At 65.0% G+C, this 13,690-nt stretch carries 6 protein-coding genes; 3 read left to right on the top strand and 3 right to left on the bottom strand.

The annotated features are described in order from the left end of the window. Positions 1–68 precede the first annotated feature (68 nt). The 3 genes from NX778_RS15090 to NX778_RS15080 are packed head-to-tail and all read right to left on the bottom strand — an operon-like array spanning position 69 to position 3,623. Positions 69–1,079: an acetamidase/formamidase family protein gene (locus NX778_RS15090; RefSeq protein WP_258812586.1), complete on the bottom strand. Its 1,011-nt coding sequence runs from the start codon at positions 1,077–1,079 to the stop codon at positions 69–71. Between the two features lie 60 nt (positions 1,080–1,139). Then, complete coding sequence (locus NX778_RS15085; RefSeq protein ID WP_258812900.1) at positions 1,140–1,946, bottom strand: EamA family transporter; 807 nt, start codon at positions 1,944–1,946, stop codon at positions 1,140–1,142. Positions 1,947–2,003: 57 nt separating this feature from the next. After that, positions 2,004–3,623, bottom strand: a complete 1,620-nt coding sequence (locus NX778_RS15080) for an NAD(P)/FAD-dependent oxidoreductase (RefSeq protein WP_258812585.1) — start codon at positions 3,621–3,623, stop codon at positions 2,004–2,006. A 299-nt stretch (positions 3,624–3,922) separates the two neighbouring features. Between NX778_RS15080 and NX778_RS15075 the strand changes: the two genes are divergently transcribed. The 3 genes from NX778_RS15075 (at position 3,923) to NX778_RS15065 (ending at position 13,645) form a co-directional block, all read left to right on the top strand. Beyond that, complete coding sequence (locus NX778_RS15075) at positions 3,923–6,766, top strand: TonB-dependent receptor (protein WP_258812584.1); 2,844 nt, start codon at positions 3,923–3,925, stop codon at positions 6,764–6,766. Between the two features lie 485 nt (positions 6,767–7,251). Next, a complete protein-coding gene (locus NX778_RS15070) occupies positions 7,252–10,254 on the top strand; it encodes a TonB-dependent receptor (protein ID WP_258812583.1) in 3,003 nt (1,000 codons plus the stop codon). A gap of 340 nt (positions 10,255–10,594) precedes the next feature. After that, the gene (locus NX778_RS15065; protein ID WP_258812582.1) at positions 10,595–13,645 is read left to right on the top strand and encodes a TonB-dependent receptor; all 3,051 of its coding nucleotides are present in this window, start codon (positions 10,595–10,597) and stop codon (positions 13,643–13,645) included. Positions 13,646–13,690: the final 45 nt, after the last annotated feature.

Here is a 13,690-nt window from a genome sequence, read left to right as displayed (position 1 = left end):
GGGAATCCATGCTGAGCGCCCTGTCACGCGGTCTATGGGTCCCCGCCTGCGCGGGGACGACGGTAGCTTTAGTTCTTGGTAATGAAGATCTTCTTCGGGCACATCGCGTGCACGCCCACGTTGCCGTCGACCAGCTGGGTGATCTCCATATCCACCGCCACGCTGGCCAGCATGTAGGCGTCGTCACGCGAGAGGTGCTTCTCCTGCACCAGGAAGGCGATCATGTCCTTCAGCGCCAGCTCGGTCGCTTCCTTCAGGTCCTTTGAAAAGCCCATCGAGATGTAATGCGTCGGCGTCTCCGCGCGCGGCCACACGAGGCGCCGGTCCTTGTGCACGATGAAGCGGAAGGTGCCGGTCAAATAGGTCTCCAGCGCCGTGATGTCCACTTCGCCGTTGCCCTGCGCCGCGTGGCCGTCGCCAGCCTCGAACAGAGCTCCCTTGGCCGCGACCGGAATGTACAGCGTGGTGCCTTCCACCAGCTCCTTGTTGTCGAGGTTACCCGCGTGGACGAAGGGCGGCGCGCTGTCGATCTTGCCGCCGGCGGGCGCCACGCCCATGCTGCCGAAGAAGGGCCGCAGCGGGATCTCGATTCCCGGGCCGAAGTGGCCGATCATCTTCTTGCGGTCGAGCGGGATGATCTTGGAGCCGCTGTACGGATAGTCCATCGGCAGGAAGCCCTTGCCGACGCCGAAGCCGTTGCAGGCGAAGTCCGCGTCCAGTTCGACCTTCAGGATCTGCACCTCCAGCACGTCGCCCGGTTCCGCTTCCGCGATCGCCACCGGGCCGGTGAGGATGTGGCCACCCGGTCCCTTGTCCTTCACCTGCTCGTAGATCGCCTGCGTGTACGGCGGGATCTGCTCCGCCTTGACGCCGCGCGCAATCAGGCGCTCGGGCGAGCCGCAGGTCGACAGGGTCTGCATGCGCACCGTGTCGCCCGAGCGCACGGTCAGCACCGGCTTGGCCATGCCCGAGTAGTAGCCCCACGCGACCGTCGACGGCGTGGCGGGCAGGCTGTAGTCGGTGGCGAGGGAAGCGGAAGAAGCGAAGGCGAGGCAGGCGAGGGCGGTCAGGCGGCGCATTCGGAGCTTTCGTGGACAGGTTGGCAAACGGCCTAGTCTACGCAGCGGCGGCAGCGGTGTCTACGCCTGGCCCCGTCCCGCGTTCCATGCGCTGCCGGCGGAAGCGGCGATCACCAGTCCGATCGCGAGCCACTGGAGCGCCGCGAGGCGTTCGCCCAGCACCACGAAGCCGGCCAGCGCGCTGACCGCCGGCGAGGCGCTGACCAGGATGCCGAACACCTTCTGCGGCAAGCGGCGCAGCGCGATCATCTCCAGCGTGTAGGGCAGGGCCGAGGACAGCGCCGCCACCGCGAGGCCGCCCAGCAGCGGCGCCGGCGCCAGCAGCGCGCGCCCGGCATGCGCGGCGCCGACCGGCACCACGAACACGCTGGCGGCCAGCATGCCCCACGCGACCACATTGCCGCCGCTGGCGTTCGAGGCGCGCTTGCCGAACACGATGTACAGCGCCCAGCAGGCCGCCGCGCCGAAGGCACAGGCCACGCCCACGAGGTCGAGCGCGGGGGCGTTCGCGTGCAGCGGCAGCAGCAGCCACAGGCCGAGCACCGCGCAGGCGAGCCAGCCGAAATCGCGCGGCCGGTGCGAAGACAGCAGCACCAGCGTCAGCGGGCCGGTAACTTCGATCGCGACCGCGATGCCGATCGGGATCAGCGCGAAGGCGCGGTAGATCAGCAGGTTCATGCAGCCGATCGTCACGCCGTACAGCAGCAGGCGCCGGATGTCCGCACACGCCGGCGGCGTGCGCCAGGGCCGCAGGAAGCCGAGCAGCAGCAGCGCCGACAGGCCCACGCGCAGCGCGGTGACGCCGTCGCTGCCGACCAGCGGGAACAGCTGCTTGGCGAAGGCCGCGCCGGCGTACTGCGACACCATGGCCGCGGCGATCGCCAGCGCGGGCAGGAATGGATTGGACTGCTGGCCGGCCACGGCTTACGCGGCCATCGAGCGGGCTACCGCCTCCGCGGCCTTGATGCCGTCGATCGCGGCCGACATGATGCCGCCCGCGTAGCCCGCGCCTTCGCCGGCCGGGAACAGGCCGCGCGTGTTCAGGCTTTGCAGGGTGTCGTCGTCGCGCTTGATGCGGATCGGCGACGAAGTGCGGGTCTCGACCCCGGTCAGCACCGCGTCCTCGCGGAAGTAACCCTTGATCTGCTTGTCGAAGGCGACGAAGGCTTCGCGCAGCGCGCTGATCGCGTATTCCGGCAGCGAGGTGGCGAGGTCGGTCAGGTGCACGGCCGGGCGGAACGACGGCTTCACCGAGCCGAATTCCTTGGACGGCACGCCGCGCACGAAGTCGCCCATCAGCTGGCCCGGCGCGTCGTAGGTCGAGCCGCCCAGCACGAAGGCGCGCGACTCCAGCGCGCGCTGGAAATCGATGCCGGCCAGCGGGTGGCCGGGATAGTCCTCGGGCGTGATGCCGACCACGATCGCGCTGTTGGCGTTGCGCTCGGCGCGCGAGTACTGGCTCATGCCGTTGGTGACCACCCGGCCTTCTTCCGACGACGCGGCCACCACGGTGCCGCCCGGGCACATGCAGAAGCTGTACACCGAACGGCCGTTGGAGGCGTGGTGCACGATCTTGTAATCGGCGGCGCCGAGGATCTTGTTGCCGGCGTTGGGGCCGAAGCGGCACACGTCGATCAGCGACTGCGGGTGCTCGACCCGGAAGCCGATCGAGAACGGCTTGGCCTCGACGTAGACGCCGCGGTCGTACAGCATCTGGAAGGTGTCGCGCGCACTGTGGCCGACCGCCACCACCAGGTGCCGGGTCGGGATGGTCTCGCCGCTGGCCAGCACCACGCCGCGCACTTCGCGCGCCGCGCCTTCGCCCTCGACCAGGATGTCGTCGACCCGCGTTTCGAAACGGATCTCGCCGCCGAGGTCGATGATCTTCTGGCGCAGGTGCTCGACCATCTTGACGAGGCGGAAGGTGCCGATGTGCGGCTTGCTGACGTACATGATCTCTTCCGGCGCGCCGGCTTCGACGAACTCGGTCAGCACCTTGCGGCCGTAATGTTTCGGGTCCTTGACCTGGGTGTGCAGCTTGCCGTCCGAGAAGGTGCCGGCCCCGCCTTCGCCGAACTGCACGTTCGACTCCGTGTTCAGCTTGCGCTGGCGCCAGAAGCCGAAGGTGTCGACGGTGCGCTCGCGCACCACCTTGCCGCGTTCCAGCACGATCGGGCGCATGCCCATCTGGGCCAGGATCAGGGCCGCGAACAGGCCGCAGGGGCCCATGCCGATCACCACCGGGCGCTCGGCGCCGGGCTTGATCGCGTCGGGTCCGGCCACGAAGCGGTAGGCCATGTCCGGCGCCGGCCCGACGTGCGGGTCGCGCTTCAGGCGCGCCAGCACCTGCGCTTCGTTGCGCACCTGGGCGTCGATCGTGTAGATCAGCGCGATGGCGCTCTTCTTTCGGGCGTCGTAGGCGCGCTTGTGGACCGTGAAATCGACCAGCTCGTCGTCGGGCACCTCCAGGCGCGCCAGCAAGGCAGCGCGCAGCGCGGACTCCGGATGGTCGAGGGGCAGTTTTAGTTCGGCGATTCGTAGCATGGGGGGAGCGGCGCGCGCGGCGCCGGGTCAATTCAACCCGCTATTTTACCCGGTTCACGCGGCCGCGGCAGTGCGCGCCCGGGCCATGCGACATCGGCACTTTTGCCCCGTGGTCAAGTATTTTTTTGTAGATGTTGTATTACGTAAATACATATGTTGACTGGGTAAATACCGCGTGATCTGATGCCGTGTTTCGGTAGGACAAGAGACAAGTTCAAGCGCCGAAAAACGCCATCCTGCGCGTCGCGCGGGCGGTGCACAACAACAGGGGACGAGCCCCTATCGCTGAGGAGAAAGACATGCAATGCAAGATGAAATCGCTGCCGCTTGCGGTGGTCGGTGCGTTGACGGTGCTGGCAGTGCCGGCCATGGCGCAGGATGCCACCGCCAACCAGCCGGCAGTGCAGCGCGTGGTCGTGACCGGCTCCCTGATCAGCCGTGCGGACAAGGAAACCCCGGCGCCGGTGCAGGTGCTGACCGCCGAAGACCTGGCCAAGAGCGGCCACACCTCGGTGGCCGAAGTGCTGTCGTCGCTGTCGGCCAACGGCCAGGGCACGCTGGGCACCGGTTTCGCCGGCGCCTTCGCCAACGGCGCCGCGGGCGTGTCGCTGCGCGGCCTGACCGTGGGCCTGACCCTGGTGCTGATCGACGGCCACCGCATGGCCCCGTATCCGCTGTCGGACGACGCCCAGCGCCAGTTCGTCGACATCACCTCGATCCCGTTTGACGCCGTCGAGCGCATCGAGGTGCTGAAGGATGGCGCATCGGACATCTACGGTTCGGACGCGGTGGCCGGCGTGGTCAACGTGATCCTGAAGAAAACCTACAAGGGCACCTCGGTGAAGGCCGACGTGGGCAACTCGCAGCACGGCGGCGGCAAGACCCACAAGGTGGGGATCATCAGCGGCTTCGGCGACCTCGTCGAGGACGGCTACAACGCCTTCGTCAGCGCCGAGTTCCGCCACGCGGACGCGATCAAGGTCTACCAGCGCGACAGCCAGTTCTGGGCCAGCGGCGACTGGCGCGCCCTGGGCGGCGTCTCGCAGCAGCGCGGCGTGCCGAGCGCGCTCAACAGCTTCCTGGCGCCGGGCAGCAGCCCGTTCTTCTACAACCCGACCGGCACCGGCGGCGTGAAGAACCCGGCCAACTTCCAGTTCCTCGACCCGAGCTGCAACTATGACAAGTACATGGCCGGCGGCTGCTGGGTGCGCGACACCGTCAGCAACCTGCAGCCGGAATCGCAGAACGTCAACCTGCTGGCCGGCTTCACCAAGAAGCTCGGCGAGGACTGGACGCTGGCGGTGAAGGCCTCGCAGTTCCGCCGCACCGGCATCAACGCGCGCGGACTGCCGACCACCTTCTCGGCCTCCAGCTTCACCGGCAACACCGCGCTGATCCCGGGCCAGGGTCCGAACATCGTCAACATCTACGGCTCGACCGTGTTCCCGGCGACCTACCCGCTGAACAAGCTGGGCGCGCCGGCCCGCCTGTACGGCCAGATCCCCGACATCGGCCCGGACCGTACCCAGGACAACACCTCCACCGCGCAACGCCTGGCGGTCGACCTGACCGGCAGCTGGATGGGCTGGGACATCGGCGCCGCCGGCGGCCTGACCAAGGTCGAGGTGAAGGACCGCTACAGCGGCTACGTCAACCGCTACGCCCTGTACCAGGCCCTGAACCGCGCCACCAATCCGTTCAACCCGCTGGGCGGCAACAGCCCGGCCGACATGGCCGTGATCTCGCCGCGCTTCGTCAACGTGACCGAGTCCAAGCTGCAGTTCGCCGAACTGCACGGCACCCGCGAGCTGATGCAGCTGCCGGGCGGCCCGCTGTCGATCGCGACCGGCCTGTCGTGGACCCACAAGGACCTGAACGCGCCGCCGGCCAGCCTGCTGTCGCAGGGTGTGGTCGGCAACGGCTCGGCCTATGCCTTCGGCAAGGAGACCGACACCGCCGCCTTCGCCGAGCTGGCCGGATCGCCGGTCAAGAACCTGGAAACCAGCGTCTCGGCCCGCTACGACCACTACGACACCTACGGCAACTCGTTCACCCCGGGCGCCAAGTTCAAGTGGACGGCCACCCCGATGCTGTCGATCCGCGGCACCTTCGCCAAGGGCTTCCGCGCGCCGAACGCGGCCGAAGTCGGCACCGCCAGCGCCTTCTTCTCGTTCCACGGCATCGACGATCCGATCCTGTGCAAGGACGGCAATCCTAAGACCGCCGGCAACGTGCCGTCGGCTTGCGGTTACACCCCGACCTTCGTGCAGCTGACCACCAAGGACCTGCAGCCGGAGACCTCGAAGTCGTACACCCTGGGCGCGATCCTGGAGCCGAGCCGCGATATCAACGCCTCGCTGGACTACTACAAGATCGACGTGCGCAACCAGATCAACACCGCCAGCGGCCTGCCGGGCTTCGTGCCGAGCTATGTGCGCAACCAGCCGTTCCCGGTTGACATTGCGGACGGCAAGGGCGGCACCGTGCAGGGCATCCCGTCGGTCGGCACCATCGCTTACGCCACCTCGGGCTACGTGAACGCCGGCCGCACGATGACCACTGGCGCCGAGCTGGACCTGCGTGCGCGTCATCGCTTCGGCGACCTCGGCACCGGCCGTGCGGAACTGGTCCTGACCCACATGATCAGCTACCAGATCACCAACGCCGGCACCACGGTCGAACTGGCCGGTACCCACGGTCCCGCAGTGATCGGCGGCGACACGGGCAGCCCCAAGAACCGCGCCAACCTGACGCTGGGCTGGGACCGCGGCCCGATGTCGCTGACCGCGACCGTGAACTGGGTCGATTCCTACTCGGCGCTGGACCCGGCGCAGGGAGCGGCCGCGATGGACTGCTCGCACGCGGCCAGCGTGGTGGGCAACCGCAACTACTTCTTCGGTAGCGTTACCCCGCCGCAGTTCTGCCGGATCTCGTCGTTCGCCACCACCGACCTGAACCTGAGCTACAAGCTGTCGCCGAACCTGACCCTGCGTGGTTCGATCCTGAACCTGTTCGACAAGCAGCCGCCGATCGACGTGGCCACCTACGGCAACTCGGGCGCACTGACGGCGTACAACGCGTCGCTGCACCAGTCGGGCGCTGTCGGCCGCTTCTTCAGCATGGGCTTGAACTACCAGTTCTGATCCAGCTCCACCGTGCGGGGCGTTGTGCCCCGCATACACATTACAGCGGAAAGCGAAAGCTTTCCGCTATTCTTTTGTGGGTTGTCATCTCGATCAGGGGAGGGTGCGCTGAAATGGCGGGCTGGCGCGCGGCAGGAGAGCGCGCTGAGACTTGCAGGTATGCAAGATCCATATCTGTATGACTGTAATTTTTTCTAACACAAATGTTTCATAAACAAGGCGGTGGGAGCTGCCAATTTTACAAAGTGTTGTTTTCTTTCATGGATTACAATTGCTTAATAGACCTTTAATTTTTCCTATGTTCCCATCTTGTGCACGCATTGGACCTGTATAGACGGGTGAAAAACCAATGACGCGAAGCCCATCCCATCCGGGGTGGGGCATTACCTAAAGGACTTAAAATGTTAAGAAAAACAGTTTTGGTACATGCTTTGTCGATCGCCTTCGGAGTGGCCGCTATCTCGGCTGCAGTCGTGCAGCCGGCGATGGCCCAGTCGAATGCTTCCGGTAATATCTTCGGCCGCGTGGACAATGCGGCCGGCGCTTCGATCGTGCTCAGCAATACCGAGACCGGCCTGCGCCGCACCGTTACCCCGGATGCGTCGGGCCGTTACACGGCGACTGCACTGCCGCCGGGTCACTACAAAGTCGAACTGATGCGCAATAACGCCGTCGCCAACACCACCGAGGTGGATGTGCTGGTCGGCCAGGGCGTGGACGCATCCTTCATCAGCGAAGCCGAAGCCGGCGTGACCAAGGTCCGCATCGTCGGCCACCACAGCCGCATCGACGTGTCCAACGCCAACAACGGCGCGACTTTCACCGCCAAGGAGCTGGCCCAGCTGCCGATCCAGCAGAGCGTGGACTCGATCATCCAGCTGGCCCCGAATACCACCCGCGCCGACCCGCGCTACGCGGCCGGCGCCTCGTTTGGCGGCGGCGGCGCTTCCGAGAACGCCTACTACATCAACGGCTTCCCGGTCACCAACCCGCTGACCCAGCTGGGCGCCTCCGAGCTGCCGTTCGGCGCGATCTCGCAGGCCCAGATCCTGACCGGCGGCTTCGGCGCCGAGTTCGGCCGTTCGATCGGCGGCGTGGTCAACATCACCACCAAGTCCGGTACCAACCGCTGGGAAGCAGGCGTCCAGGCCAGCACCGAGCCGTCGGGCATGCGCGCCAAGGCCCGCAACGTGTACTACGCCAACAACGGTTACCCGACCGACGGCAAGCTGTTCGCCAAGAACGACACCACCACCGAATCGGAAAACCGCGGCGGCTTCTACGTCGGCGGTCCGATCATCCAGGACAAGCTGTTCATGTTCGTGTCGGCCGAGCAGATCAACAAGAAGCGCGACGGCACCGCCGCTACCGCCGATTCGGCCGACAGCAAGGGCGACAACCCGGCAGGCTGGCTGCACCGCAAGGACAAGACCACCCGCTACCTGGCCAAGTTCGACTGGAACATCACCGACAACCACCGCCTGGAGTGGACCTCGATCGGCGACAAGCCGGAATCGGACCTGGCGTACTCGGGCTTCAACTACAGCACCTTCGCGCGTAACGGCATTGTCAGCTCGGGCGGCCACTTCGAGAGCGTGGCCAACGTCACCCCGACCATCGGCGCCAAGACCAATGTGCTGCGCTACACCGGCAACCTGACCGACAACCTGACGCTGCAGATCCTGCACGGCGAGAACAAGACCGACCACATCAACAACCGCCTGAACTACAACGCGGCGATCCCGGGCGTCACGTTCTCGGATCCGAGCGCCCAGGCGCCCGGCATCAACTACACCAACCCGCAGCCATTCGCCGGCCAGCGCATCAATTCCGCCTATTCGTCCGACAAGGTCAAGTCGAGCCGCGTCGACCTCGAATGGAAGCTGGGCGACCACACCCTGCGCGCCGGTATCGACGACAACAAGCTGTCGTCGTATGGCGCCGGCGACGAGACCGCGGGCGGCTTCACCTGGACCTACTACAAGACCAGCAACCCGAACGGCGTCAGCTCGCTGACCGGCTACCACACCACCATCAACAATGGTTCCGGTCCGCTGGCCGCGCAGGGCTACTACGTGCGCAAGCAGATCTTCAACGACATCACCTCGGCGTTCTCGGACCAGTCGGCGCAATACATCGAGGACAAGTGGCAAGTCACCAAGGACCTGCTGGTTACCCCGGGCATTCGCGTCGAGCAGTACAAGAACAAGAACGGTAACGGCGAATCCTTCCTGAGCATGAACAACCAGATCAATCCGCGCCTGTCGGCGGTCTGGGATACCTACGGCGACGCCAGCCTGAAGGTGTTCGGCTCGATCGGACGCTACTCGATCCAGATCCCGACCCACATCGCGATCCGTGGCGCCTCGATCTCGACCTACACCCGCCAGTACTACACCTACACCGGCGTAGGCGCCGACGGCCAGCCGACCGGCCTGACCGCGCTGACCCCGATCGTGTCCCCGGACAACGAGTTCGGGCAGCCCAAGCTGGCGCAGACGGTGGCCGCGCAGAACCTGAAGCCGTCCTACCAGGATGAGCTGACCCTGGGCTTCGAGCGTGCCTACTCGCCGGATATGAACTTCGGCGGTAAGTTCACCTATCGTACCCTGCGCACGACGATCGACGACTGGTGCGACGAGCGCCCGTTCGACAAGTACGCGGCGGCCCACAACATCAACACCGACAACTGGAGCGGCTTTGCCTGCGCCTCGATCAACCCGGGCCGGACCAACAACTTCCTGGTCGACTTCTCGGGCACCGGCAAGAACCTGACCCCGGTCTCGTTCACCATGGCCGACATGGGCTTTACCGAAAAGCCCAAGCGTACCTACACCGCGCTCGACCTGTACCTCGAGCACCCGTACCGCAACGGCTGGTACGGCCGCGTGAACTACACCTGGTCGAAGAACAAGGGTAATACCGAGGGCCAGACCCTGTCGGCGGTGGCGCAGACCGACGTCGCGGCGACCCAGACCTGGGACCACTACGAGATCATGCAGTACGCGAACGGCCTGCTGCCGAACGACCGCCAGCACCAGATCAAGGCCTTCGGCTACTGGGAAGTGGTGCCGCAGTGGATTCTGGGTGGCAACTTCCTGGCGGCGTCGGGCGAACCGATCACCTGCCTGGGCACCTACCCGATCGCCCTGCAGACCGCCGGCTTCCCCGACTACGGCGCGGCTTACCACTACTGCTTCGGCCCGAACGGCGCCAACCCGCCGTCGCCGGGCGGCTCGGCCGGTCGCCTGCCATGGGACGTGCGGTTCGACGCCTCGCTCACCTTCCGTCCGGCCGCTGTCAAGGGCCTGTCGCTCAAGGCGGACGTGTTCAACGTGTTCAACAAGCGGACCGTGCAGCAGATCGACCAGCTGTACAACAACGACGACGGTACCCGTTCGCCGACCTACGGCACTCCGGGCGCCTTCGTCGGCTACACCTCGCCGCGTACCGTCAAGTTCACGGTGCAATACGACCACGCGTTCTAATCGGACCTCTCCGATGTGTGTCGAAGCCGCCCTCCGGGGCGGCTTTTTTTTGGGGAAATTTTGGGGTTTCTATCGAATATTATTTTGTTCTTCTCAGCATGTGTTGTATCTATGCATACGATTAATTAGCAAAGTTGACACTCTGTTTCCCGCTATGGTTTTATGTCCGAATTCAATTTCTTTGACATTTCGCAAAGAGAATGAATGTTTCACCGCTGGGGTGAAAGGAAGAAAAAGTAGTGGGACCAAGAGAGCAGTACAGGTGAACAAGTAGCATGAACCTGGTCTGGGGCGGGGTGGTGCTGCCCGCCGCGGGATAAACAAAACAATAGGAAATCACATGTTAAGAAAAACTGTAGTAGCACGTGCTTTGTCGATCGCTTTCTCCACGGCAGCAATGACCGCCGCCGTGATGCATCCGGCTCACGCTCAGTCGAACGCGGCTGGTACCGTGTACGGCAAGGTTGCCCCCGGCGCCGCCACTTCGGTGCAAATCCGCAACACCGACACCAACCAGCAGCGTACCGTCCAGGTTGACGCATCGGGCGCGTTCACCGCGACCGCGCTGCTGCCGGGCCACTACCGCGCCACCCTGCAGGGCGGCAGCCTGAACGGCCGCACCTCGGATACCGACGTCATCGCCGGCCAGGGTTCGGAATTCGTGTTCGGCGAGCAAGCCGTGGCACGCGTCGAAGTGTCGGGCCGCCGCAGCCGCATCGACGTCACCAACGCCACCAACGGCGCCACCTTCACCTCCCGTGAACTGGAAAAGCTGCCGGTCGCCCACAACATCGACGCGATCATCCAGCTGGCCCCGAACACCACCCGCAGCGACCCGACCTATGCGGCCGGCCACTCGATCGGCGGCGGCTCGCCGTCGGAGAACGCCTACTACATCAACGGTTTCCCGGTCACCAACCCGCTGACCCAGCTGGGCGCGTCCGAGCTGCCGTTCGGCGCCATCGCCACCGCCGAGATCAAGACCGGCGGCTACGGTGTTGACTTCGGCCGTTCGATCGGCGGCGTCGTGAACGTCACCGGCAAGAGCGGTACCAACAACTGGGAAGCCGGCGCCCTGTACTCGACCATTCCGGCCAAGTGGCGCTCGAAGCCCAAGGATGCCTACTACCCGGTGATCGGCGTGGCCACCTCGGCCGCCACCGACGGCAAGCTGCGCATCCGCAACGAAGACAACACCCGTTCCCAGCAGCAATATGGCGCCTACGTCGGCGGCCCGATCATCAAGGACAAGCTGTTCATGTTCGTGGCGGGCGAGCGCACCAAGACCGACGTCGCCGACGTGATCGGCGGCAGCACCTCGACCACGCTGGCAGTGAACGGCTTCCGCCGCTATCACACCAACCTGGACCGCTACTACACCAAGTTCGACTGGAACATCACCGACGACCACCGCCTCGAGTACACCTCGTTCGGTGACACGCCGGACACCAATACGTCGTACTACAGCTACAACTACACGACGCGCGCCACCGGCACCACCCCGACGTCGAGCATCCACACCAAGAACAACGCTGCCAACGGCGCCGAAGTCCAGATGCTGCGCTATACCGGTACCCTGACCGAGGACTTCACCGTCAGCGGCCAGTACGGTGTCATGAAGTCCAAGCACATCTATGAGCCGGCCGGCTACAACCCGGCACTGGCCCTGATCAGCGCACCGAAGGAAGCGCAGGCCCCTGGCCTGAACTACAACAGCGGCCAGACCCTGACCGGCACCATCCCGTTCAGCGGCGCGAACGACCAGGTCAAGTCCTTCCGTCTCGACCTCGAGTACAAGCTCGGCTCGCACACCCTGCGCGGCGGTATCGACAACAACAAGATCGAATCGCTCAACGCCGGTGATGCCTATGCGGGCGGCGCGCTGTGGACCTACGGCCTGAACACTGACCCGACCAAGGCAGTCCCGGTCGCAGGCGGCACCATCCCGGCGATCGCCGGCTACGGTGGCCTGGCAGCCAAGGGCTTCTACGTCGGCAAGACGATCTACTCGACCGTCTCGAGCGCCTACGCCGGCCAGACCGCGCAGTACCTGGAAGACCGCTGGCAAGCCACCAAGAACGTCCTGGTGTCGATCGGCATTCGTAACGAAGGTTTCTACAACGCCAACCAGGACCACGCCAAGTACATCGACCAGAAGCACAGCTATCTGCCGCGCGCGAATGCGGTCTGGGACGTGAACGGCGACTCCAGCTTCAAGGTCTTCGGTAGCGCCGGCCGCTACTCGGTGCCGATCCCGACCCAGGTGGCACTGCGCGGCGCCAACGGCTCGCTCAACACCACCCAGTACTTCGTGTACACCGGTACCGACGCCAACGGCCAGCCGACCGGCCTGACCCAGATCACCAATCCGCTGTCGGCCAACAACGAGTTCGGCCAGGCGAAGGATCCGAAGACCCTGGCGGCAATCGACCTGAAGCCGTCCTACCAGGACGAGATCACCCTGGGCTTCGAGCGTGCCTGGTCGCCTGACCTGAACTTCGGCGCGAAGTTCACCTACCGTACCCTGAAGTCGACCATCGACGACTTCTGCGACCAGCGTCCGTTCGACAAGTACGCCGCCGCGCACAACATCAACGAGTCGAACTACGGCGGCTTCAACTGCGCCTCGTTCAACCCGGGCACGGACAACGACTTCTTGGTCGACTACGCCGGCACGATGTCGAACTACACCCGTGTGCACCTGAGCGCAGCGGACCTGGGCTTCGAGAAGGCAGAGCGCAAGTACACCGCGCTCGACCTGTTCCTGGAGCACCCGTACCGCAACGGCTGGTACGGCAAGGTGAACTACACCTGGAGCCGCGACAAGGGCAACACCGAAGGCCAGACCCTGTCGGATACCAACACCGGCCAGGCCGACGTGTCGGCAACGATGGCATGGGACTACCCGGAGATCATGAAGGGCGCGAACGGCCTGCTGCCGAACGACCGTACCCACCAGATCAAGGCCTACGGCTGGTATGACCTGACCACCGAGTGGACCGTTGGCGGCAACCTGGACATCGAGTCCGGCCGTCCGATGGGTTGCATCGGCAAGAACCCGAACCCGAACCCGGGCTCGCCGAACTACTCGGCCGAGCACTACTGCCTGGGCGCCGGCAACTACACCACCAACGTGTTCACCCCGCGTGGCAGCCTCGGCCGTTACGGCTGGACCAAGACGCTGGACATGAACATCGTGTACAAGCCGACCTTCTTCAAGGGCCTGAGCATCAAGCTGGACGCGTTCAACGTGACCAACTCGCAGCCGATGATCAAGCGCCTGGAGCAGTACAACTCGGGTACCAACCGTTCGTCGACCTACGGCGGCGTGCTGTACTACGCAGATCCGCGCAGCTTCAAGCTGACCGCAGAGTACAACCACAAGTTCTAATCTGGTGCTTGCATGAGAAAACCCCGGCTTGCCGGGGTTTTTTTT

The sequence above is a fragment of the Massilia terrae genome (assembly GCF_024753145.1).
Classification (GTDB): Bacteria; Pseudomonadota; Gammaproteobacteria; order Burkholderiales; family Burkholderiaceae_D; genus Telluria; species Telluria terrae.
This window is presented reverse-complemented; position numbering and strand designations above follow the sequence as displayed.

Coding starts and splice junctions, on each gene's coding strand:
- NX778_RS15090 (WP_258812586.1), bottom strand. CDS start 1,079: ATGCGCCGCCTGACCGCCCTCGCCTGCCTCGCCTTCGCTTCTTCCGCT.
- NX778_RS15085 (WP_258812900.1), bottom strand. CDS start 1,946: ATGGTGTCGCAGTACGCCGGCGCGGCCTTCGCCAAGCAGCTGTTCCCG.
- NX778_RS15080 (WP_258812585.1), bottom strand. CDS start 3,623: ATGCTACGAATCGCCGAACTAAAACTGCCCCTCGACCATCCGGAGTCC.
- NX778_RS15075 (WP_258812584.1), top strand. CDS start 3,923: ATGCAATGCAAGATGAAATCGCTGCCGCTTGCGGTGGTCGGTGCGTTG.
- NX778_RS15070 (WP_258812583.1), top strand. CDS start 7,252: ATGGCCCAGTCGAATGCTTCCGGTAATATCTTCGGCCGCGTGGACAAT.
- NX778_RS15065 (WP_258812582.1), top strand. CDS start 10,595: ATGTTAAGAAAAACTGTAGTAGCACGTGCTTTGTCGATCGCTTTCTCC.